This window comes from Pseudomonas sp. PDM24, assembly GCF_019218905.1.
Taxonomy (GTDB): Bacteria; Pseudomonadota; Gammaproteobacteria; order Pseudomonadales; family Pseudomonadaceae; genus Aquipseudomonas.
Genome location: NZ_JAHUWR010000005.1, coordinates 238,143 through 259,828, shown reverse-complemented (window position 1 = coordinate 259,828; position 21,686 = coordinate 238,143). Strand labels below are relative to the sequence as shown.

Sequence of the window (21,686 nt, the reverse complement as noted above, 5' to 3'; positions counted from 1 at the left end):
GATCATTAGGGGCTTGTTACATGTCTGCTTCCCTCGCATTCGTCTTTCCAGGACAGGGTTCGCAGTCCCTCGGCATGCTGGCCGAGTTGGGCGCGCAACATCCGGTGGTCCTCGAAACATTCAAAGAAGCTTCCGATGCTCTGGGTTACGACCTGTGGGCACTGACCCAGCAAGGGCCGGAAGAACAACTCAATCAAACCGATAAAACCCAGCCGGCCATTCTGACCGCCTCGATCGCCTTGTGGCGCCTGTGGCTGGCTGAAGGCGGCGTGCGTCCGGCGTACGTCGCCGGTCACAGCCTGGGCGAATACAGCGCCCTGGTGGCTGCAGGCAGTCTGAGCCTGGGCGACGCAGTGAAACTGGTAGAACGTCGCGGTCAGTTGATGCAGGAAGCCGTTCCGGCCGGGCAGGGCGGCATGGCTGCCATTCTCGGTCTGGACGATGCTGACGTACTGGCCGCCTGTGCCGAAGCGGCGCAAGGCGAAGTGGTTAGCGCGGTCAACTTCAACTCCCCGGGCCAGGTAGTGATCGCTGGTGCCAAGGCTGCGGTCGAGCGCGCCATCGAAGGCTGCAAGGCACGCGGCGCCAAGCGCGCCATGCCATTGCCGGTCAGCGTGCCGTCCCACTGCGAATTGATGCGTCCGGCCGCCGAGCGGTTCGCCGAATCGATTGCAGCGATCGACTGGCAGGCGCCGCAGATCCCTGTGGTACAGAACGTCAGCGCTAACGTGCCGGCGGATCTGGAAACCCTCAAGCGTGATCTGCTTGAACAGCTCTACAAGCCTGTACGCTGGGTCGAGTCGGTCCAGGCGCTGGCGGCCAAGGGCGCGACCGAACTGGTTGAATGCGGCCCTGGCAAAGTACTCGCCGGTTTGAACAAACGTTGCGCCGAAGGCGTGTCGACCTCTAACCTCAATACCCCAGACGCTTTCGCTGCCGCCCGCGCAGCGCTGGCCTGAACAAGGAGAAGCTTGCATGAGTCTGCAAGGTAAAGTTGCACTGGTCACCGGTGCCAGCCGTGGTATCGGCCAGGCTATCGCTCTGGAATTGGGTCGTCAGGGTGCCATTGTTATCGGCACCGCGACTTCCGCTTCGGGGGCCGAGCGTATTGCTGCGACCCTGAAAGAAAATGGTGTTCAGGGCACTGGCCTGGAACTCAATGTCACCAGCGACGAGTCCGTAGCGGCCGTGCTGGCGAGCATCCAGGCGCAATTCGGTGCGCCGGCGATCCTGGTCAATAATGCCGGTATCACCCGCGATAATCTGATGATGCGCATGAAAGATGACGAATGGCATGACGTCGTCGATACCAATCTGAACAGTCTGTTCCGCCTGTCCAAGGGCGTTTTGCGCGGCATGACCAAAGCCCGTTGGGGACGAATTATCAGTATTGGTTCGGTTGTGGGTGCCATGGGCAACGCAGGCCAAGTAAACTACGCTGCCGCCAAGGCCGGTCTGGAAGGTTTCAGCCGTGCACTGGCGCGTGAAGTCGGTTCGCGTTCGATTACGGTAAACTCGGTGGCCCCAGGGTTCATCGACACCGATATGACCCGTGAACTGCCCGAGGCGCAGCGTGAAGCCTTGCAGACGCAGATTCCGCTGGGTCGTCTGGGGCAAGCTCAAGAGATCGCGTCTGTGGTCGCTTTTCTTGCATCTGACGGTGCGGCTTACGTTACTGGGGCTACAATCCCGGTGAACGGCGGGATGTACATGAGTTAAATGTGACGGATTGCTTCAAAAAAATGTCATACGAGCTGTCTAAAATCCGTTATAAAGCTGCAATCTATTTATAGACAGAGGGTCGCCGGGTTTGAGGAGTGAAGCTTTCAGTTGAAAAACTGAAAAGTCTTTCTATACACTTACCCACCGGCCAGCTGCCTGAATTTGTCCATTAGGAGTGAAAACAAGGTATGAGCACCATCGAAGAGCGCGTCAAGAAAATCGTTGCTGAGCAACTGGGCGTTAAAGAAGAAGAAGTGGTCAACACTGCTTCCTTCGTTGAAGACCTGGGTGCCGACTCCCTTGACACTGTTGAGCTGGTGATGGCTCTGGAAGAGGAATTCGAGACCGAAATCCCTGACGAAGAAGCTGAGAAGATCACTACTGTACAAGCAGCAATCGACTACGTTACCAGCCACCAGGCGTAATAGTTTTTAGTCGTCGCTCGCTGTCATGGAAAAACCGCACTGCCATCATGGCGTGCGGTTTTTTCTTTAGGCCTGATGCAAAGTCGTCATTTGAAAAAGGAGAGTGCTGTGTCGCGTAGACGCGTCGTAGTCACCGGTATGGGTATGTTGTCGCCACTGGGCACGGATGTGCCGAGCAGCTGGCAGGGCATTCTGGCTGGCCGCAGTGGCATTGGTCTGATCGAACACACCGACCTTTCTGCCTATTCCACCCGTTTTGGCGGCTCGGTAAAGGGCTTCAATGTCGAGGAATACCTGTCGGTCAAGGAAGCTCGCAAACTCGACCTGTTCATTCAATACGGTCTGGCTGCAGGTTTTCAAGCCGTGCGTAACGCAGGTCTTGAGGTCACCGACGCCAATCGCGAGCGGATCGGCGTGGCCATGGGCTCGGGTATTGGCGGTCTGACCAATATCGAAGAGACCAGCCGCACACTGCATGATTCCGGGCCACGACGGATTTCTCCGTTTTTCGTGCCTGGCTCGATCATCAATATGATTTCCGGTTTCCTGTCCATCCATCTGGGGGCACAGGGACCTAACTACGCCATCGCCACGGCGTGTACCACCGGTACGCACTGCATCGGCATGGCGGCACGCAACATCATGTACGACGAAGCCGACGTGATGATTGCCGGTGGTGCCGAGATGGCCGCGTGTGGTCTGGGCATGGGCGGCTTCGGTGCCTCCCGCGCACTGTCGACCCGCAACGACGAGCCGACCCGCGCCAGTCGTCCATGGGACAAGGGCCGTGATGGCTTCGTGCTGTCCGACGGTGCCGGCGCACTGGTGCTCGAAGAACTGGAGCACGCCAAGGCTCGGGGCGCGACCATCTACGCCGAGCTGATCGGCTTCGGCACCAGTGGCGATGCTTACCACATGACCTCGCCACCGGCCGATGGCGCGGGTGCTGCGCGTTGCATCACCAATGCCCTGCGCGATGCGAAGATCAATGGCGATCAGGTTCAGTACATCAACGCTCACGGTACTTCGACCTCGGCGGGCGACCTCGCCGAAGCCTGTGCGATCAAATCCGTGTTCGGCGATCACGCCTACAAGCTGGCCGTCAGTTCGACCAAGTCCATGACCGGTCACCTGTTGGGTGCGGCGGGCGCGGTCGAGGCGATTTTCAGCGTGCTGGCAATCAACAGCCAGGTAGCACCGCCGACCATCAACCTCGATGAGCCGGACGAAGGCTGCGACCTCGACTTCGTACCCCACACGGCGCGTGGCATGGATATCGACGTGGTGCTGTCCAACTCCTTCGGATTTGGCGGTACCAATGGCTCGCTGGTGTTCCGCCGGTTCGCTGACTGATGGACAGCTGGGTCGACGGTCAACCGGCTGACGCTTTGTCGCTGAAGGATCGCGGCCTGGCTTACGGTGATGGTCTGTTCGAGACCATCGCAGTCAAGGGCGGGCAGCCGCTGCTGCTGGAACGACATCTGTCGCGTCTGGCGGAGGGTTGTTCGCGCTTGGCGATTGCCGCTGATCATCAACTGATCCGCGCAGAGCTGCTGGCCTATGCCGCCGCGCTGGGCGAGGGTGTGCTCAAACTGATCCTCACCCGCGGCGACAGTCTGCGCGGTTACGCCGTCGATCCCTCGGCTCAGGCTCGGCGCATTCTGCAAGGCAATCCTCCTGCGGCTTATCCGGCTGTTCATGCGGAGCAGGGCGTTCGTCTGTTTCCTTGTGCAACACGGCTTTCCAAACAGCCATTGCTCGCCGGTCTCAAGCATTTGAACCGTCTGGAGCAAGTAATCGCTCGTGCCGAATGGCAAGACACCGAGCATGCCGAAGGCTTGATGCTGGATCAGGTCGGGCGGGTGATCGAAGGTGTGTTCAGCAATCTGTTCCTGGTACGCGATGGCGTGCTGGTGACCGCCAATCTCAAACGCTGCGGTGTAGCGGGCGTGATGCGTGCCGAATTATTGTTTCAAGCCAAGTCATTGGGGATTCCCGCGCAAATCACCGATATCACCCTCGAGCAGCTGCAATGGGCTGACGAGGTCTTTGTCTGCAACAGCGTGTATGGCGTTTGGCCGGTGCGCGCCTATGCCGCACTGAGCTGGCCGGTTGGGCCGCTCACCCGTAAACTCCAAACCATTGCCCGTGCGCTACTGGATGCTTGATTCGTGAGACGTAAATTCTTGCTGCTGCTGGAAACCGGATTGGTTCTGGCGGGGCTGTTGGCCGGCGCTTGCGCCTGGAAAATCGATTCGGCGCTGGAACAGCCGCTGAACATCGCCCAGGAAGAGCTGCTGGAAGTGCCCAAAGGCACTACGCCAAACCGCACCTTCCTTCGACTCGAAGCCGATGGCGTCATCAAAGACGCTTTCTGGCTGCGCGTGTATTGGCGCTTTAATCTGGCAGGGCAACCGTTGCACAGCGGCGAATACCGCATGGTGCCGGGTATGACAGTCAATGGGCTGATCGACCTGTGGAAGCGCGGAGAAATGGTGCAGTACAGCCTGACGCTGGTCGAAGGCTGGAATTTTCATCAGGTTCGCGCAGCGCTGGCCAAGGATGAAAAGCTCGAACAGACCCTGAACGGTCTGAGCGACAGCCAAGTGATGGACAAACTCGGGCACAGCGGGATTTTCCCCGAAGGACGATTCTTCCCCGACACCTATCGTTTCGTGCGGGGCATGACTGACGCCGATCTGCTCAAGAAAGCTTACGACCGCCTCGATGAGGTCCTCCTCAAGGAATGGAACCAGCGCGCTGCCGACGTCCCTTACACCGAGCCCTATCAGGCGCTGATCATGGCCTCGCTGGTGGAAAAGGAAACCGGTGTGCCGCAGGAGCGTCGGCAGATCGCCGGCGTGTTCGTGCGGCGCATGGAGATGGGCATGCTGTTGCAGACCGATCCGACCGTGATTTACGGTCTGGGTGATCGTTACAATGGCAAGTTGACCCGCGCTCATCTCAAGGAGCCGACGCCGTATAACACTTACATGATTGCTGGCCTGCCGCCGACGCCGATTGCGATGGTGGGCCGCGAAGCGATCCATGCGGCGCTGAATCCGGCGGACGGCAACAGCCTGTATTTTGTCGCGCGCGGTGATGGCAGCCACGTGTTCTCCGATGATCTGGACGCCCACAACAATGCGGTGCGCGAGTTCCAGATCAATCGACGTGCCGATTACCGGTCCAGCCCTGCGCCGACTGTTACGCCGTCGACGGAGGATGCCCAGGCGCCAATCCCGGCGGCTTCGCCCAATACGGCGCCCGAAGAAATGCCGCCAGTATCGCCGCAAGACTCTGAGCAAGGCTCTGCACAAGAGCCTGCACAAGAATCTGCGCCAGCACCCGAAGCGGATGCACCTGCGCCGCAAAGCCCGCAATGACTCTGACTAAGGACTGCCTGTGACTGGCTTGTTTATTACCCTGGAAGGCCCGGAAGGTGCCGGCAAGAGCACCAATCGCGAATACCTGGCCGAGCGTCTGCGCGCTGCCGGGATCGAGGTGGTGTTGACCCGGGAGCCCGGCGGCACGCCCCTGGCTGAGCGGATTCGCGACGTGCTGTTGGCGCCGGTCGATGAGGTCATGAACCCCGACACCGAGCTGCTCTTGGTGTTCGCCGCGCGAGCCCAGCATCTGGCCGAGGTGATCCGTCCGGCGCTGGCCCGTGGCGCGGTAGTCCTGTGCGATCGCTTTACCGATTCGACTTATGCCTATCAGGGCGGTGGTCGCGGTTTGTCGCTGGAGCGCATTGCGACCCTCGAAACGTTCGTCCAGGGCGATTTGCGCCCGGACTTGACGCTGATTTTCGATCTGCCGGTAGACGTGGGCCTGGCTCGCGCCAGCGCCCGCGGTCGGCTGGACCGCTTCGAGCTCGAAGGCCGAGCGTTTTTCGATGCGGTGCGCACTGCCTTCCTTGAGCGTGCCAAAGCGGATCCTGCGCGTTATGTGCTGGTGGATGCCGCTCAGCCGCTGGCACAGGTTCAGCAGTCTCTGGATGCCTTGTTGCCACGTCTGCTGGAGCTGACCCGTGGCTGAAGCCTATCCGTGGCAGGACAGTCTCTGGCAGCAATTGGCCGGCCGTGCCCAGCACGCCCATGCCTATTTGCTGCATGGCCCGGCCGGGATCGGCAAGCGCGCGCTGGCCGAGCGTCTGATGGCCCATTTGTTGTGTCAGCGCCCGACCGCCCAAGACGCCTGCGGTGAGTGCAAATCCTGTCTGCTGCTGAAGGCTGGCAGTCACCCCGACAACTACATTTTGGAGCCGGAAGAAGCAGACAAGGCGATCAAGGTTGATCAGGTGCGTGATCTGGTCAGCTTCGTGGTTCAGACCGCGCAGATGGGCGGGCGCAAAGTGGTGCTGATCGAGCCAGTCGAATCGATGAACATCAACGCCGCCAACGCCTTACTGAAAAGCCTTGAAGAGCCGTCCGGCGATACTGTTTTGCTGTTGGTCAGCCACCAGAGCAGCCGTCTGCTGCCAACCATCAAGAGCCGTTGCGTGCAGCAAGCCTGTCCATTGCCAAGCGAAGCCATGAGTCTGGCCTGGTTGGCCAGCGCTTTGCCGGATTGTGCACAAGAAGAGCGCATCGAGCTGCTTACCCTCGCCGCCGGTTCGCCATTGGCCGCGGTCAAATTGCAGGCACAAGGCGTGCGCGAGCAGCGGGCTCTTGTGGTCGAGGGCGTGAAGAAGTTGCTCAAGCACCAGCAATCGCCGACGCAACTGGCCGAGGAGTGGAAAACCATTCCCATGTTGCTGCTGTTCGACTGGTTCTGCGACTGGTCGAGCCTGATCCTGCGTTATCAATTGACTCAGGATGAAGCTGGGCTGGGGTTGGCGGACATGCGCAAAGTGATTCAATACCTGGCGCAGAAATCCGCTCAGGACAAGGTCCTGAATATCCAGGACTGGATCCTCGCCCAGCGCCAGAAAGTGATGAGCAAAGCCAACCTCAATCCGGCATTGTTGCTGGAGGCGCTGTTAGTGCAATGGGTATCTTTGCCTACCCAGAAGTGACCGTCTGACACTAGACTCTGATCATCAGACAGTGGAGGTCAACATGAACGAACCCATCAGTCCGGGGCCGCGAAATGGCATTTTGTCCTTGACCATCAAGGACAGGGCCGTGCTCTACGCAGCCTACATGCCGTTCATCAAGAACGGTGGCCTGTTTATCCCGACCAACAAAAGCTACAAGTTGGGCGATGAGGTCTTCATGTTGCTGCACCTGATGGACGAACCGGAAAAGATTCCGGTCGCTGGCAAGGTTACCTGGATCACCCCCAAAGGTGCCCAGGGCAATCGCGCCGCCGGGGTTGGCGTGCAATTCAACGAAGGCGACAACACCGCGCGCAGTCGAATCGAAACCCATCTGGCCGGAGCCCTGAAGTCCGACCGTCCCACTCATACGATGTAAGTTGCAGCCCTTTTATGCTCGTAGATTCCCATTGTCACCTTGATCGCCTCGACCTCACCGCCCACGACGGCTCCCTGGATGCCGCGCTCGATGCGGCCCGTGCGCGCGGGGTAGGGCACTTCCTGTGCATTGGCGTCAGCGCCGATAACGCCGCCGACGTCAAAGCGCTGGCCGAACGTTACGACGATGTCGACTGTTCGGTCGGCGTGCATCCACTCGATGTGCAGCCGGGTGCCGCACCGGCGCTGGACTGGCTGTTGCACGAACTCAATCATCCGCGGGTGGTGGCGATCGGTGAAACCGGCCTGGACTATCACTACGAGCCGGAAGCGGCAGCGTTGCAGCAGGAGTCGTTCCGTCTGCACCTGCAAGCAGCGGGGCAGACCGGCAAACCGGTGATCATTCATACCCGTGGCGCGCGGGCCGATACCCTTGAACTGCTGCGCGAAGCGGCACTGCCTCAGGCGGGTGTGCTGCATTGCTTCACCGAAGACTGGGAAATGGCCAAGGCTGCGCTGGATATGGGGTATTACATTTCCTTGTCCGGTATTGTCACTTTTCGCAATGCCGATGCCCTGCGGGATGTGGCGAGCAAGGTGCCAGCTGACCGGTTGCTGGTGGAGACCGATTCGCCGTACCTGGCGCCGATACCTTATCGCGGCAAACCGAACCTGCCGCAATACGTACGTGAGGTAGCGGAATTTCTGGCCATGTTGCGAGGTGAGTCCTACGAACGATTTGCCGAGCAAACCACCGAGAATTTCAAGCGTTTGTTCCCGTTGGCGCATGTCAGGGCGCCGGTGTAACGTTAGAAAAGATCGCAGCCTTCGGGGCTTTGGCTGCTGAATCACAGGCAAAAAAAACCCGGGTTCTGGGGGGGGAATCCGGGTTAAGACCATTAGGAGTAAAACAAAGGCACGCAATCCGTTGGTACCTTCATCGGCGCGACACTTGGGGGAGATGCCTCGCCGACAGTTGAAGTATTGATCAGTATTGCGCCGAGTCCAGTTTAGCTGGTCGGGTTTTTAAACAAATTTGGAATACGCGCGCTTCGGTTGAGTTCTCATCGACCCTCGAGGTGGCGCGAATTCATCAAGAAACACATATATGGTCGGATGATCCGTGCATTTTGGCGTAAGTTAGGCATAATACGCGGCTTCGAATTTTGACCCCTACAGACCTTTTCTTATGCATAAAGAACCTCGTAAGGTCCGTGAGTTTCGTCGCCGCGAGCAAGAAATTCTCGATACCGCGCTCAAGCTGTTCCTCGACCAAGGTGAAGACAGTGTCACCGTCGAGATGATTGCTGATGCCGTCGGTATCGGCAAAGGCACGATCTACAAGCACTTCAAATCCAAGGCGGAGATCTATCTGCGCCTGATGCTCGATTACGAGCGCGATTTGAACGAGCTGTTGCATTCGGCCGATGTCGATAAGGACAAGGAAGCCCTGTCCCGGGCCTATTTCGAATTCCGCATGCGCGACCCGCAACGCTATCGGTTGTTCGATCGCCTGGAAGAAAAGGTGGTCAAGGGCAACCAGGTGCCGGAGATGGTCGAGGAATTGCACAAGATCCGTGCCTCGAACTTCGAGCGCCTGACCCTGCTGATCAAGGGCCGGATCAGCGAAGGCAAGCTCGAAGACGTGCCGCCTTACTTCCATTACTGCGCGGCCTGGGCTTTGGTACATGGCGCGGTGGCTCTGTATCACTCGCCGTTCTGGAGCAACGTGCTGGAAGATCAGGAAGGTTTCTTCCAGTTCCTGATGGACATCGGCGTGCGCATGGGCAACAAGCGCAAACGCGATACCGACACGCCGAGCAACTGAACCCGTCAGTTGCCTTGTTGCGCCATGATTTAGCTACATGGCGCAGTACCGCAGGAATATACTCAGGCATAGGGCTTGCTAAAACTTGATTTGTGAGTCAAGTTTTGCGTGTTCGAATCTTCTTTCGCCGGAGTGATCCATGATCGTTGACCGTCAAGGCAGGCGTTTTCGCAATTTGCGGATCAGTCTGACCTCAGCCTGCAACTACGCTTGTACCTACTGCGTGCCCAACGGCAAGCGGCTGGTGGCTGCACAGGATGAGTTGTCGGCCGAGGCCATGGCACGCGGCGTGGCCTACCTGATCGAGGCCGCGGGCATCGAGCGTTTGCGCATTACCGGTGGTGAGCCACTGGTCAGTCCCAAACTCGAAGCCTTCATGACTGCCGTCGGTCAGATGGGCCTGGCGGACATCAGCCTGACCACCAATGGTCAGTTGCTGGCGAAGAAGCTGCCACTGCTGGTGGATGCCGGCATTCGGCGCATCAACGTTTCCCTCGATACCCTGGATGCCAGCGCTTTTCGCAGTATTGCGCGCGGCGGTGATCTGGCGACCGTTCTCGACGGCATGGACCAGGCCGCAGTGGCCGGCATGAAAATCAAGGTCAATATGGTGCCGCTGCGCGGGCAGAACCTTGATCAGGTGATGCCGCTGCTCGATTATTGCCTGGAGCGCGGCTACGAGTTGCGCTTCATCGAGTTGATGCGCATGGGCCACCTGGCCAGCGACTCCAATGCCTTCCTGCAACAGTTCGTCAGCCTTCAGCAGTTGCTGAGCCTGATCGGCGAACGCTACGAGTACCTTCAGGCCGATGCGCCGGTCGATGCCACGGCGGTGCGTTACCAGATTCCGGGGCTGGGCCACTTCGGCGTGATTGCCAACGAAAGCGTTCCGTTTTGCCGCACCTGTTCGCGTCTACGCTTGTCGTCCACTGGTTGGCTGCATGGCTGCCTGTCGTCGAGCAATCGTCACTATGTCGGCGATTTGTTGGACAAACCTCGTCACCAGGCGCTGCCGGCCTTGCAGCGACTGCTGGTTAAAGCGTTGGGGGATAAGCAGGAAGTGGCGTTCTCCGGTGGCGCGACCATCATGAAAATCATCGGCGGCTGATCGGGCCTCTTCGCGGGCAAGCCTCGCTCCTACAGGTTACACACATGACCCGTAGGAGCGAGGCTTGCCCGCGAAAGCTATCTTTCGGTTCCCCAAAAACACCTGACACATTCCCTGCACATTGAGCTGGCGCGGAAGCTGCATCCCATGGCCATTCGCCGGTTTTCCGTCACCGGCCTCTGGAGGGTAGGATGCGTAGCCTGGTTTTGCTGCTGGCCGTTTTGGCGCTTGGTGGCTGCATGAATGTCAGCGATATGGCCGAAGGGACTCGCTACCACATGAGCGACGCGGGCCTGCTGGACCACAGCGACAGCCGTCGTGTGAATAACTTCCGCATTCAGCCGGACTCGTTCATCTACATTGCCCAGGGTGCCTTCGTGCCGCCGGGCAATGCCTATCCGCGACCTAACGTGGTGGCTGAAGAGGCCTTCAACGGCTTTATCGAATATTTCCCGATGGTCCGCCGCGCCCACGCGCCGGAAGGCCTTGACGCTGCCATGGGCGAAGCCCGTGCCGCCGGCGCCCATTACCTGCTCTACACGCGTTTCGCCAAGGCCGACGACCGCATCGGCAACTCGGACGAATGGCTCGACCAGGAACACGTGGATCGCCTCGGAATCGACAACGGCGTGATTCAAATCATGTTGATCGAGACCAGCACCCAGTATTTGATTGATACTGCACGTATCAAGAGTCGTGGCGGTTTACTGACGTTCCACGACAACAAGCCAGAAGACTTGCTGGGCCCGCCGCTGGAGCAATACGCTCGTAGCCTGCTGGGGCTCAGCGACCAGTAATTCAAAGGAGAACGCCATGAGTGGCCCGCAAAAAGCCAACGATCTGTTGGGGCAAATCCCCAAAACCAAAGGCTTGCCGCCGGTCCACTTGTGGAACCCCGACTTCTGCGGCGACATCGACATGCGCATCGCCCGCGATGGCACCTGGTATTACCTGGGTACGCCGATCGGGCGCAAACCTATGGTCAAGCTGTTCTCCACCATCATTCGCCGCGACGGCGATGATTATTTTCTGATTACCCCGGTCGAAAAGGTTGGCATCAAGGTCGACGACGCGCCGTTCGTGGCGATTGCTGTTGAGGTCGAAGGCGAGGGTGATGCCCAGGTCTTGCGCTTTACCACCAACGTCGATGAAACGGCCGATGCCGGCGCCGAGCACCCTATACGCGTGGTGATCGATCCGGTGACTCAGGAACCCGCGCCGTACGTGCATGTGCGCACCAACCTTGAAGCGCTGATTCACCGCAATGTGTTCTACCAACTGGTGGAGCTGGCGGTGAGTCGTGAAATCGACGGGCAGCGTTGGCTGGGCGTGTGGAGCGGCGGCGAATTCTTCCCGATCGGGCTTGAGCCATAGTCGATTGAGCGTTGGCAACGAAACGGCCCGTTATAGCAACGGGCCGTTTTTTTTTTGCTTACAAACCTTTGCTCTTGAGTCGCTCAGCATGTTCCAGATAGAGCCTCACCGGGCTCACGTTCCAACTGGTGATCCCAGCCATTTGGTTGACGGCGTCAAAGTGGTCCATCGGGTAATCCGAGCGAATCACTTTGCCCAGATGCGAGCTGTAGCGGCCGACCAGCCCATCATTGGCGCGCTTCTCTTTATAAAATAACTTCGACAGCACGACAGTATTCAAATGACTCGGGTCGAGTGGTTGCAGGCTTTGGAAGTTCTGCACGATCCCGCTCCAGGAGTAGTAATACACGCCGTTTTCAATTTCGTTGCCTTCGCCGCCCCAAACCTTTGGCACCCCTTGCGGGTACTTGCGATTGAAGGCAGCCAATCCCGCGCTGGTCAGCGATTCGAATGCCGCTTCAGCATCAATCGGGTTTTCCGGATGGCCGCTGATCAACGAAATGAAGGTGCCGACCGCGCCAAACAGGGCCAGTACGAATGCTTCGGGCAACTCTCCGGGCGTCAGCGCCTTATGCAATTGGTCGGCAATCTCGGAGCCATGATTGGGGCAACTGACAGACGTGACCGACGCGACCTTTTCCGGGTGCAGCGCTGCTACGTAGCGTGCGGCCAGAGGGCCTTGGCTATGGCCGATCAGATTGACCTTGGCAGCTCCCGTTTCCAGCAAAATGCGGTTGACGTGCTCGAGCAGTTTTTCACCGCGTTCCTCATTGCCGTTGACGGCTGGAATATTGACCGCAAACACCTGAGCACCGGCGCGTTCCAGGGCTTCCTCGATTTCGAAGAAGTAGGGGTAACCGGCGATTTTATCGAAGCCGAAAAGGCCGTGAACCAACACAATGGGGTATTTCGTAGACGCATCCATGTCCATGTTCATACCTGTCGATAACGGATTTGAAGGGGAACAGACCGCTGACTGCCCGATCTGCTGCGGCTAACCGTAGTTTACAAAGTGGATGGGATCAAAGCGCTTCGGGCAAGATTCGGACGAACAGCCGTGTCCGTATGGCGAGGCATCTGAAAATCCAATTGACACCCAATCATATGATGATTAGCGTGGACACCCATCGCGAACGGCTTTGTGTCGTTTCTTTTTATCACCGGTCGACGAGGTGCCCATGTCCAGCAGTTTTCATGCGTCGACGGTCGACTGGCTGGGGTGCTGGATTGCTGCCGGCCAGGTAAAGCCCGGCGAAACCATCAAGGTCGAGGCCGATCTGGGCGAGCAGCTCGGTGTCAGTCGTACGGTCATCCGCGAAGCCATCAAAACCCTGGTGGCCAAAGGCATGCTCGAAGTCGGGCCAAAGGTCGGCACACGCGTATTGCCGGTGCGGCGCTGGAACCTCTTCGATCCGCAAGTCGTCGGCTGGCTGTCGCGCAGCGGCTTGCCGGAAAACTTCGTCGACGACCTGCTCGACCTGCGCCGCACCATCGAACCCATGGCGGTGCGCTGGGCCTGCGAGCGGGCGACGGTGGAACAAGTGCAAGCCGTACTCCAGGCCTATAACGCGCTGGAACGGGCAGTGGACAGCGGCGTCGATTACAACCGCGCCGACCAGTTCTTCCACGAGTGCATTCTCGCCGCCAGCCACAATCAATTCATCGAACAAATGGTCCCGGCCCTCGGCGCGTTGCTGGCCGTGTCTTTCGAAGTGTCTGCCGCCGACCCGGACGAACTACGCCGAACCTTGCCAATCCACAAAGACATGGCCGACGCCATCGCCGCCCGGGATGCCGCACGGGGTGTGTGGGCTTGCATGACGCTGATCGATAACGCGGACCTGGCGATCAAACGCTTCTACCCGCAAGTCATGGCCGACAAGAAGGCCAGCTAACAATAAAGAACCCTTGTGGGAGCGGGCTTGCTCGCGAAAGCGATGTGTCAGGCGACAGAGATGGTGAATGTCACGGCCTCTTCGCGAGCAAGCCCGCTCCCACATAAAAGCATTAAAAAAGGAGGTTTCATGAGGTGGACTGCGGTTACCGGACACCGTGCGCAACTCGGCGAAGGCCCGTTTTGGGATGCTCCGACCCAGGCGCTGTATTGGGTAGATATCGCCGGTAAACAAGCGCTCAGGCTGATCGGCGCCAATGTGCAAATCTGGCAGATGCCGGAGCACGTGTCCGCATTCATCCCCAGCGAAAGCGGCGATGCCCTGGTGACATTGAGCAGTGGGGTTTATCGGCTGGATCTGGATTCCCCGGGCCTTGAACCTCGGCTGACCTTGTTCTGCGTCGCCGATCCGCAACCCGGCAATCGCCCCAACGAAGCCCGCTGCGATGCCCAGGGCCGGCTCTGGCTGGGCACCATGCAAAACAACATCGGTGAGCAGGGCGAAGATTTGCCCGTCGTGCGCCGCTCCGGTGGCCTGTTTCGCATCGACCGCGATGCGCGGGTCACGCCGCTGCTTCGAGGATTAGGCATCCCTAATACATTGCTGTGGAGCGACGACGGCACAACCCTGTATTTCGCCGACAGCCTCGACAGCACGCTTTACCGGCATTTCATCCATACCGACGGCAACCTGGACACCGCCTATGTCTGGCTTGGCCCCCACGAACGCGGCGGCCCCGACGGCTCGGCGATGGATGCCGAGGGCTATATCTGGAATGCCCGTTGGGATGGCAGTTGTCTGCTAAGGCTGAACCCGGACGGTTATGTGGACCGGGTAATCGAACTACCGGTCAGCCGTCCCACCAGTTGCGTGTTCGGTGGCGAAGACTTCAAAACCCTGTACATCACCAGCGCTGCAAGCCCGCTCAATCATCCGTTGGACGGCGCGCTGTTATCGATTCGAGTGGATGTGCCCGGAAAACCCTGTCAGCGATTCGTTGGATAAATCCCAAGATATGGGATGTAAAATTATATATTGAGATTATTTGGCGGTCGGGTTTATAGTCGGCCCCATCAGTTACACGCACTCACACTTAAAAAAACAAAACAGGTGAAGTGATGCAGCGATATTCCACCGCACTCCCGTACGGAGTCAGTGCTTCAGGCCGCCTCGGCGCCCGGGCGTTTTCGCGCCTGCCTGCCTGGTCCCAACAGCTTTTTGACCGGACATCGACAGATGTCCGGTTTTCGTCGTGCCTTCAAACAGGAGTGTTGATCCATGGCTGAACCTCTTTCCTTGCCTCCGGTGCCCGAACCGCCCAAGGGTGAGCGCCTGAAAAACAAGGTGGTGCTGTTGACCGGTGCCGCTCAGGGTATCGGCGAAGCGATTGTCGCAACCTTCGCCTCCCAGCAGGCCAAGCTGGTCATCAGTGATATCCAGGTCGAGAAAGTTGAAAAAGTCGCGGCGCACTGGCGTGAACAAGGCGCGGATGTCGTAGCGATCAAGGCCGACGTGTCGCGCCAGCACGACCTGCACGCCATGGCTGAATTGGCCATCGAACTTCACGGCCGGATCGACGTGCTGGTCAACTGCGCCGGGGTCAACGTGTTCCGCGACCCGCTGCAAATGACCGAAGAAGACTGGCATCGCTGCTTCGCCATCGATCTGGACGGCGCCTGGTATGGCTGCAAAGCCGTGTTGCCGCAGATGATCGAGCAGGGCATCGGCAGCATCATCAATATTGCCTCCACCCATTCCACTCACATCATTCCCGGCTGCTTCCCGTACCCGGTGGCCAAGCATGGCTTGCTGGGACTGACCCGCGCCTTGGGCATCGAATACGCACCCAAAGGTATTCGGGTCAACGCCATCGCCCCGGGCTACATCGAGACCCAACTGAACGTCGATTACTGGAACGGTTTTGCCGACCCCCATGCCGAACGTCAACGGGCCTTCGACCTGCATCCACCGCGGCGCATCGGCCAGCCGATTGAAGTGGCGATGACCGCTGTGTTCCTGGCCAGCGATGAAGCGCCGTTCATCAATGCCTCGTGCATCACCATCGATGGTGGGCGCTCGGTTATGTACCACGACTGAATAACTCGGGATTCAAACGCGAAACTACGTCTGAAATCCAATCATCATACGATATGACTATTGGCTGCGTGCTTCGACCGCTGTATTGGCTTTCAAATAACGCTCAAAAAAAATAACAAGGAGTCTGCTTATGAAACGTCGTCGTGGGATCCGGTCCCTGTGCTGTGCCGCTTTGGCGGTCACCGCGGTCAGCCTCAGCAGTACATTGCTGGCGGCCGAGGAAGTGAAGATTGGTTTTCTGGTCAAGCAAGCGGAAGAGCCCTGGTTCCAGACCGAATGGGCCTTCGCCGAAAAGGCCGGCAAGGACAAGGGCTTCACTGTCATCAAGATCGCCGTGCCTGACGGCGAGAAAACCCTCTCGGCCATCGACAGTCTGGCGGCCAACGGCGCCAAGGGCTTCGTGATCTGCCCGCCGGACGTGTCCCTGGGCCCGGCGATCATGGCCAAGGCCAAACTCAACGGTTTGAAAGTGATCGCCGTCGATGACCGTTTCGTCGATGCCGGCGGCAAGTTCATGGAGAACGTGCCATACCTCGGCATGGCTGCATTCGAAGTCGGCCAGAAGCAGGGCGCCGCCATGGCCGCCGAAGCGAAAAAGCGCGGCTGGGACTGGAAAGACACCTACGCGGTGATCAACACCTACAACGAACTTGATACCGGTAAGAAACGCACTGACGGTTCCGTCAAAGCGCTGGAAGACGCCGGTATGCCGAAAGACCACATCCTCTTTTCTGCGCTGAAAACCCTCGACGTACCGGGCAGCATGGACGCCACCAACTCAGCCTTGGTGAAGCTTCCGGGGGCGGCGAAAAACCTGATCATCGGCGGCATGAACGACAACACCGTTCTGGGCGGCGTGCGCGCCACCGAAAGTGCTGGTTTTGCCGCGGCCAACGTGATCGGCATTGGTATCAACGGCACCGATGCCATCGGCGAACTGAAAAAGCCTAACAGCGGCTTCTTCGGCTCGATGCTGCCGAGTCCGCACATCGAGGGCTACAACACCGCGAGCATGATGTACGAGTGGGTCACCACCGGCAAAGAACCGCCCAAATACACCGCGATGGACGACGTTACGCTGATCACGCGCGACAACTTCAAGCAGGAACTGGAAAAAATCGGCCTGTGGAACTGAGGCGCGGTTGATTTCATCGGCAGCCCTGGCGACGGGGCTGCCTGATCGGTGTAATGAGGTGGGTTTATGCACGCGCACGTACAAACACATGAACAGAACATTGGCGGCAGCCTGCGCTTCAACGGGATCGGCAAAACCTTTCCCGGTGTGAAGGCGCTGGACGGCATCAGTTTCGTCGCCCATCCGGGGCAGGTTCACGCCTTGATGGGCGAGAACGGCGCCGGTAAATCCACGCTGCTGAAAATACTTGGCGGTGCTTACACGCCGAGCAGCGGCGATCTGCAGATCGGCGAGCAGACGAGGGTCTTCAAGTCCACTGCCGACAGTATTGGCAGCGGGGTCGCGGTAATCCATCAGGAGCTGCACCTGGTGCCGGAAATGACCGTGGCCGAGAACCTGTTTCTCGGGCATCTGCCGGCGAGTTTCGGCCTGATCAATCGTGGCGCCTTGCGGCAACAGGCACTGGCCTGCCTCAAAGGCCTGGCCGATGAGATCGATCCGCAAGAGAAGGTCGGGCGCTTGTCCCTCGGTCAGCGGCAACTGGTGGAAATCGCCAAGGCGTTGTCCCGTGGCGCGCATGTGATTGCGTTCGACGAACCCACCAGCAGCCTGTCGGCGCGGGAAATCGATCGCTTGATGGCGATCATCGGGCGCCTGCGCGACGAAGGCAAAGTGGTGCTTTACGTCTCCCATCGCATGGAAGAAGTGTTCCGCATCTGCAACGCGGTGACGGTGTTCAAGGACGGCCGCTTCGTGCGCACCTTCGAGGACATGAGTGCGCTGACCCATGATCAGTTAGTGACGTGCATGGTCGGTCGCGACATTCAGGATATCTACGATTACCGCAGCCGCCCGCGTGGCGCGGTGGCGCTCAAGGTCGACAGGTTACTGGGGCCGGGCTTGCGTGAGCCGGTGAGTTTCGAGGTGCACAAGGGTGAAGTCCTCGGGCTTTTCGGCCTGGTCGGGGCCGGGCGCACCGAGCTGTTCCGGATGCTTAGCGGGCTGACGCGCAATACCGCCGGGCGCCTGGAATTACGCGGTCATGAACTGAAACTGCGTTCGCCGCGCGATGCCATCGCCGCGGGGATTTTGCTGTGCCCCGAGGACCGCAAGAAGGAGGGCATCCTGCCGCTCGCCAGCGTCGCCGAGAACATCAACATCAGCGCTCGCGGCGCCCATTCCACCTTCGGCTGCCTGTTGCGCGGCCTGTGGGAAAAGGACAATGCCGACAAGCAGATCAAGGCGCTGAAGGTGAAGACGCCCAACGCGGCGCAGAAAATCATGTACCTGTCTGGCGGCAATCAGCAGAAGGCGATTCTCGGTCGCTGGCTGTCGATGCCGATGAAAGTCCTGCTGCTCGACGAGCCCACCCGGGGCATCGACATCGGGGCCAAAGCCGAGATCTACCAGATCATCCATAACCTGGCGGCCAGCGGCATCGCGGTAATTGTGGTGTCCAGCGATCTGATGGAAGTCATGGGTATTTCCGACCGCATCCTGGTGCTCTGCGAAGGCGCGATGCGCGGCGAACTGACCCGCGAACAAGCCAATGAATCTAACCTGCTGCAACTGGCGTTGCCACGCCAACGTGCTGCCGACGTGGCGAACTGAGAGGTGACTATGACCGTCCAAAACAACGCTTTGCCAACCCCGCGCAAACCGCTGGACCTGCGGCGCTTTCTCGATGACTGGGTGATGCTGCTGGCGGCCGTCGGGATCTTTGTGCTTTGCACCTTGCTGATCGATAACTTCCTGTCGCCGCTGAACATGCGCGGTCTGGGCCTGGCGATTTCTACGACCGGGATTGCCGCGTGCACCATGTTGTATTGCCTGGCGTCCGGGCATTTCGACTTGTCGGTGGGCTCGGTGATTGCCTGCGCCGGCGTGGTCGCGGCAGTGGTGATGCGCGACACCGACAGCGTGTTCCTCGGCGTGAGTGCAGCGCTGGTGATGGGGCTGATTGTCGGGCTGATCAATGGCATCGTGATCGCCAAGCTGCGGGTCAATGCGTTGATCACCACGCTGGCGACCATGCAGATTGTGCGTGGCCTGGCTTACATTTTTGCCAACGGCAAAGCGGTGGGCGTTTCGCAGGAACAGTTCTTCGTCTTCGGTAATGGTCAGTTGTTCGGCGTGCCGGTGCCGATTCTGATCACCATCGTCTGCTTCCTGTTTTTCGGCTGGTTGCTGAACTACACCACCTACGGGCGCAACACCATGGCCATCGGCGGCAACCAGGAAGCGGCGTTGCTGGCCGGGGTCAACGTTGACCGGACCAAGATCATCATCTTCGCCGTACACGGTGTGATCGGTGCGTTGGCCGGGGTGATCCTGGCGTCGCGCATGACGTCCGGTCAGCCGATGATTGGCCAGGGTTTCGAGTTGACGGTGATCTCGGCTTGCGTGCTCGGCGGGGTGTCGCTGAGTGGCGGGATCGGGATGATTCGGCATGTGATTGCCGGGGTCTTGATTTTGGCGATCATCGAAAATGCGATGAACCTGAAGAATATCGATACGTTTTATCAGTACGTGATTCGCGGTTCGATCTTGCTGCTGGCCGTCGTGATCGACCGGTTGAAACAGCGCTGACCTCCACTTGTGGGAGCGGGCTTGCTCGCGAAAGCGGTTAGTCTGTCACATCGATGCTGGATGTGCCGACGCCTTCGCGAGCAAGCCCGCTCCCACAGTTGATTTGTGTCGTCCTCAAGTTGTGTGTGCACAGCAAATCCAGTGTGGCGATCCGACGATTGATCGCGCAGCGGTCGATTTTGAACCGGGATTCTTCACCCACTTTCACAAAATATCCCTTGCTCGCCCCAACCCGTTTCAGCTATGACGGTACACCCGAGGTGTACATGATTAGACCGCTACGAATTGACAAGAAACAACAGGTGGTCGACGAGCTCGTCCGGCGCATCGAAAACGGCCTCATGGAGGACGGCGTTCTATTGCCGGGCGAACATCAGTTGGCTCAAGAATTCAAGGTCAGCCGCGGCACGCTGCGTGAAGCCCTGGCCGAACTGAAACGGCGCCACTACATCGCTACGCAAGGCGCAGTGGGGTCCATCGTCACGTTCGACGGTGTGGTGCTCGATCAGCGCAACGGCTGGGCCCAGGCGCTGGCCGACAACGGGGCGCTGATCAATACCGAAGTGCTGCGGCTGGAGGCGGTTACTCGTCCGGACCTGTTGGCGCGTTTCGGTACCGATCAATTCATCACCCTCGACCGGCGGCGGCGCGGCACCGATGGCACGCTGGTGTCTCTTGAGCGTTCATTGATGCCTGCCACTGGCGGCCTGGAAAGTCTCCCGCGAGTGGGGCTGATCGATGACTCCCTGACCATCACGTTGGCCGCCTATGGCTACATTGGCGATCACGGCGATCAGTGGATCGGCGCCGAACCCTTGAATGCCGAAGACGCCGAATTGCTCGGGCGCCCGGAGGGCACGGTGTTCCTCAAGGCCCTGCGCACCACTTACGACCGTCAGAATCGCTTCATGGAACAGGTCGAAAGCCTGCTCGATCCGGTGCATTTTCGTCTGCATCTGCAAATTGGAACTTCAAAATGATCGCGCTCGACCGTGCGCTGGGCGCCTTCTATGGGCTGGCCCTGGGCGATGCGTTGGGCATGCCGACGCAATCCCTGAGCCGCGCCGAGATCAAGGCGCGCTTCGGTGAGATCACCGATTTGCAGGACGCTGGCCCGGATCAGCCGATTGCCGCCAACATGCCCAAAGGTTCGATCACTGACGATACCGAGCAGGCGATTCTGCTCGGCCAGTTGTTGATTGAAGGCGAGGGCTGGATCGAACCGGCGGTGCTGGCCCAACGCTTGATCAAATGGGAAGCAGGGATGCAAGCCAAGGGCTCGCAGGATTTGCTCGGCCCCTCGACCAAACGCGCGATCGAGATGATCCTCGCCGGCCACTCGCTGGAAGAGGCAGGCCGCCACGGCACCACCAATGGTGCGGCCATGCGCATCACCCCGGTGGGGATTGCGGCCGATGTTGCCGATCCCGAGCGTTTCATCCGCGCCGTGGTGCAGGCCTGTCAGGTGACCCACAACACCACGCTGGGAATTGCCAGTGCGGCGGCGGTGGCGGCGGTGGTTTCTGCCGGCATCAACGGCATGGACCTGGGCGAAGCATTGAACCTTGGCCAGCAGATTGCTCAGAAAGCCGAAAGCCATGGCCACTGGGTCGCTGGCGGACGTATCGCCGCGCGCATCAGTTGGGCGTGGAGCATCAGCGTCGACAGCGACAAGGCGTTGCTGGCGGATTTGATGTACGACGTGATCGGCACGTCGGTGGCCTCGCAGGAGTCGGTGGTGGTGTCGTTTGCCCTGGCTCGGCAAGTGGCTAGCGGGCAGATGACGGCTTTCGAAGCGTTGTGCATGGCTGCCAGTCTGGGCGGAGATACCGATACCATCGCGGCGATTCTCGGCGCAATGCTTGGTGCCTGCCTGGGGCTTGAGAGTTGGCCTGCCGCAATGATCGAGCAGGTTAAAGCAGTAAATGATTTGCAGCTGGAACCGTTGGTGCAGGGGCTGTTGGCTCTGCGTTGACTGGACTGGCGTCTTCGCGAGCAAGCCCGCTCCCACAAGGGGGGCGCAATTCTCATGGTTCACATCAAACCTGTGGGAGCGGACTTGCTCGCGAAGGGCGCAACGCACATTTGAAGTATTTC

23 protein-coding genes are annotated in these 21,686 nt (G+C 59.3%); 22 read left to right on the top strand and 1 reads right to left on the bottom strand.

What is annotated here, in order from left to right:
• Positions 1–20 precede the first annotated feature (20 nt).
• From fabD to KW837_RS18165, 14 genes are all read left to right on the top strand, one after another.
• A complete protein-coding gene (gene fabD / locus KW837_RS18230; protein WP_218397709.1) occupies positions 21–959 on the top strand; it encodes an ACP S-malonyltransferase in 939 nt (312 codons plus the stop codon).
• A 16-nt stretch (positions 960–975) separates the two neighbouring features.
• Positions 976–1,719, top strand: a complete 744-nt coding sequence (fabG, locus tag KW837_RS18225; protein WP_123494581.1) for a 3-oxoacyl-ACP reductase FabG — start codon at positions 976–978, stop codon at positions 1,717–1,719.
• Positions 1,720–1,910: 191 nt separating this feature from the next.
• On the top strand, positions 1,911–2,147 hold the full coding sequence (gene acpP / locus KW837_RS18220; RefSeq protein WP_003175607.1) for an acyl carrier protein: 237 nt from the start codon (positions 1,911–1,913) through the stop codon (positions 2,145–2,147).
• Between the two features lie 108 nt (positions 2,148–2,255).
• Positions 2,256–3,500 (top strand): beta-ketoacyl-ACP synthase II, encoded by a 1,245-nt coding sequence (gene fabF / locus KW837_RS18215; RefSeq protein ID WP_052964851.1) that lies wholly within the window; start codon positions 2,256–2,258, stop codon positions 3,498–3,500.
• A complete protein-coding gene (pabC, locus tag KW837_RS18210) occupies positions 3,500–4,315 on the top strand; it encodes an aminodeoxychorismate lyase (RefSeq protein WP_218397707.1) in 816 nt (271 codons plus the stop codon). The genes fabF and pabC overlap by 1 nt, the downstream gene beginning before the upstream one ends.
• A gap of 3 nt (positions 4,316–4,318) precedes the next feature.
• Positions 4,319–5,533: an endolytic transglycosylase MltG gene (mltG, locus tag KW837_RS18205; protein WP_218397705.1), complete on the top strand. Its 1,215-nt coding sequence runs from the start codon at positions 4,319–4,321 to the stop codon at positions 5,531–5,533.
• A 19-nt stretch (positions 5,534–5,552) separates the two neighbouring features.
• On the top strand, positions 5,553–6,185 hold the full coding sequence (gene tmk / locus KW837_RS18200; protein WP_095634907.1) for a dTMP kinase: 633 nt from the start codon (positions 5,553–5,555) through the stop codon (positions 6,183–6,185).
• Positions 6,178–7,164 (top strand): DNA polymerase III subunit delta', encoded by a 987-nt coding sequence (locus tag KW837_RS18195; protein WP_218397703.1) that lies wholly within the window; start codon positions 6,178–6,180, stop codon positions 7,162–7,164. The genes tmk and KW837_RS18195 overlap by 8 nt, the downstream gene beginning before the upstream one ends.
• 43 nt (positions 7,165–7,207) lie before the next feature.
• Positions 7,208–7,564, top strand: a complete 357-nt coding sequence (locus KW837_RS18190; protein ID WP_008014345.1) for a PilZ domain-containing protein — start codon at positions 7,208–7,210, stop codon at positions 7,562–7,564.
• Positions 7,565–7,578: 14 nt separating this feature from the next.
• A complete protein-coding gene (locus KW837_RS18185; RefSeq protein ID WP_123494576.1) occupies positions 7,579–8,370 on the top strand; it encodes a TatD family hydrolase in 792 nt (263 codons plus the stop codon).
• Positions 8,371–8,752: 382 nt separating this feature from the next.
• Positions 8,753–9,391, top strand: coding sequence for a TetR/AcrR family transcriptional regulator (locus KW837_RS18180; protein ID WP_008067794.1), 639 nt, complete (start codon positions 8,753–8,755; stop codon positions 9,389–9,391).
• A gap of 139 nt (positions 9,392–9,530) precedes the next feature.
• Entirely contained in the window at positions 9,531–10,499 is a 969-nt protein-coding gene (locus KW837_RS18175; protein WP_192343999.1) for a GTP 3',8-cyclase MoaA, read from the top strand.
• A 191-nt stretch (positions 10,500–10,690) separates the two neighbouring features.
• Complete coding sequence (locus tag KW837_RS18170; protein WP_218397701.1) at positions 10,691–11,296, top strand: DUF4823 domain-containing protein; 606 nt, start codon at positions 10,691–10,693, stop codon at positions 11,294–11,296.
• A gap of 16 nt (positions 11,297–11,312) precedes the next feature.
• Positions 11,313–11,873: a DUF1285 domain-containing protein gene (locus KW837_RS18165; protein WP_218397699.1), complete on the top strand. Its 561-nt coding sequence runs from the start codon at positions 11,313–11,315 to the stop codon at positions 11,871–11,873.
• Positions 11,874–11,931: 58 nt separating this feature from the next.
• Here KW837_RS18165 and KW837_RS18160 read toward each other — a convergent pair whose 3' ends face one another.
• Positions 11,932–12,804: a triacylglycerol lipase gene (locus tag KW837_RS18160; protein ID WP_218397697.1), complete on the bottom strand. Its 873-nt coding sequence runs from the start codon at positions 12,802–12,804 to the stop codon at positions 11,932–11,934.
• 247 nt (positions 12,805–13,051) lie between these two features.
• On the opposite strand from KW837_RS18160, the gene KW837_RS18155 reads away from it, so the two are divergent.
• The 8 genes from KW837_RS18155 to KW837_RS18120 all read left to right on the top strand — a co-directional run bounded on the left by KW837_RS18155 (position 13,052) and on the right by KW837_RS18120 (position 21,564).
• On the top strand, positions 13,052–13,768 hold the full coding sequence (locus KW837_RS18155; RefSeq protein WP_007903969.1) for a FadR/GntR family transcriptional regulator: 717 nt from the start codon (positions 13,052–13,054) through the stop codon (positions 13,766–13,768).
• A 129-nt stretch (positions 13,769–13,897) separates the two neighbouring features.
• Entirely contained in the window at positions 13,898–14,773 is an 876-nt protein-coding gene (locus tag KW837_RS18150; RefSeq protein ID WP_218397695.1) for an SMP-30/gluconolactonase/LRE family protein, read from the top strand.
• 273 nt (positions 14,774–15,046) lie between these two features.
• A complete protein-coding gene (locus tag KW837_RS18145; RefSeq protein ID WP_123494571.1) occupies positions 15,047–15,865 on the top strand; it encodes an SDR family oxidoreductase in 819 nt (272 codons plus the stop codon).
• Positions 15,866–15,995: 130 nt separating this feature from the next.
• Positions 15,996–17,000 (top strand): substrate-binding domain-containing protein, encoded by a 1,005-nt coding sequence (locus KW837_RS18140; RefSeq protein WP_192344004.1) that lies wholly within the window; start codon positions 15,996–15,998, stop codon positions 16,998–17,000.
• Between the two features lie 66 nt (positions 17,001–17,066).
• Positions 17,067–18,611, top strand: a complete 1,545-nt coding sequence (araG, locus tag KW837_RS18135) for an L-arabinose ABC transporter ATP-binding protein AraG (RefSeq protein ID WP_218397693.1) — start codon at positions 17,067–17,069, stop codon at positions 18,609–18,611.
• 9 nt (positions 18,612–18,620) lie between these two features.
• Positions 18,621–19,589 (top strand): L-arabinose ABC transporter permease AraH, encoded by a 969-nt coding sequence (araH, locus tag KW837_RS18130; protein WP_095055320.1) that lies wholly within the window; start codon positions 18,621–18,623, stop codon positions 19,587–19,589.
• 266 nt (positions 19,590–19,855) lie between these two features.
• A complete protein-coding gene (locus KW837_RS18125; RefSeq protein WP_218397691.1) occupies positions 19,856–20,569 on the top strand; it encodes a GntR family transcriptional regulator in 714 nt (237 codons plus the stop codon).
• On the top strand, positions 20,566–21,564 hold the full coding sequence (locus KW837_RS18120) for an ADP-ribosylglycohydrolase family protein (protein WP_218397689.1): 999 nt from the start codon (positions 20,566–20,568) through the stop codon (positions 21,562–21,564). Before KW837_RS18125 ends, KW837_RS18120 begins: the two co-directional genes overlap by 4 nt.
• Positions 21,565–21,686 lie beyond the last annotated feature (122 nt).

What these genes read in the sequence shown, in the direction of transcription:
- KW837_RS18170 (WP_218397701.1), top strand. Translation starts at nt 10,691, where the DNA reads ATGCGTAGCCTGGTTTTGCTGCTGGCCGTTTTGGCGCTTGGTGGCTGC.
- KW837_RS18150 (WP_218397695.1), top strand. Translation starts at nt 13,898, where the DNA reads ATGAGGTGGACTGCGGTTACCGGACACCGTGCGCAACTCGGCGAAGGC.
- KW837_RS18175 (WP_192343999.1), top strand. Translation starts at nt 9,531, where the DNA reads ATGATCGTTGACCGTCAAGGCAGGCGTTTTCGCAATTTGCGGATCAGT.
- pabC (WP_218397707.1), top strand. Translation starts at nt 3,500, where the DNA reads ATGGACAGCTGGGTCGACGGTCAACCGGCTGACGCTTTGTCGCTGAAG.
- KW837_RS18180 (WP_008067794.1), top strand. Translation starts at nt 8,753, where the DNA reads ATGCATAAAGAACCTCGTAAGGTCCGTGAGTTTCGTCGCCGCGAGCAA.
- KW837_RS18120 (WP_218397689.1), top strand. Translation starts at nt 20,566, where the DNA reads ATGATCGCGCTCGACCGTGCGCTGGGCGCCTTCTATGGGCTGGCCCTG.
- KW837_RS18160 (WP_218397697.1), bottom strand. Translation starts at nt 12,804, where the DNA reads ATGGACATGGATGCGTCTACGAAATACCCCATTGTGTTGGTTCACGGC.
- fabG (WP_123494581.1), top strand. Translation starts at nt 976, where the DNA reads ATGAGTCTGCAAGGTAAAGTTGCACTGGTCACCGGTGCCAGCCGTGGT.
- KW837_RS18185 (WP_123494576.1), top strand. Translation starts at nt 7,579, where the DNA reads ATGCTCGTAGATTCCCATTGTCACCTTGATCGCCTCGACCTCACCGCC.
- acpP (WP_003175607.1), top strand. Translation starts at nt 1,911, where the DNA reads ATGAGCACCATCGAAGAGCGCGTCAAGAAAATCGTTGCTGAGCAACTG.
- araG (WP_218397693.1), top strand. Translation starts at nt 17,067, where the DNA reads ATGCACGCGCACGTACAAACACATGAACAGAACATTGGCGGCAGCCTG.
- KW837_RS18140 (WP_192344004.1), top strand. Translation starts at nt 15,996, where the DNA reads ATGAAACGTCGTCGTGGGATCCGGTCCCTGTGCTGTGCCGCTTTGGCG.
- KW837_RS18145 (WP_123494571.1), top strand. Translation starts at nt 15,047, where the DNA reads ATGGCTGAACCTCTTTCCTTGCCTCCGGTGCCCGAACCGCCCAAGGGT.
- KW837_RS18155 (WP_007903969.1), top strand. Translation starts at nt 13,052, where the DNA reads ATGTCCAGCAGTTTTCATGCGTCGACGGTCGACTGGCTGGGGTGCTGG.
- KW837_RS18125 (WP_218397691.1), top strand. Translation starts at nt 19,856, where the DNA reads ATGATTAGACCGCTACGAATTGACAAGAAACAACAGGTGGTCGACGAG.
- KW837_RS18165 (WP_218397699.1), top strand. Translation starts at nt 11,313, where the DNA reads ATGAGTGGCCCGCAAAAAGCCAACGATCTGTTGGGGCAAATCCCCAAA.
- KW837_RS18190 (WP_008014345.1), top strand. Translation starts at nt 7,208, where the DNA reads ATGAACGAACCCATCAGTCCGGGGCCGCGAAATGGCATTTTGTCCTTG.
- fabD (WP_218397709.1), top strand. Translation starts at nt 21, where the DNA reads ATGTCTGCTTCCCTCGCATTCGTCTTTCCAGGACAGGGTTCGCAGTCC.
- araH (WP_095055320.1), top strand. Translation starts at nt 18,621, where the DNA reads ATGACCGTCCAAAACAACGCTTTGCCAACCCCGCGCAAACCGCTGGAC.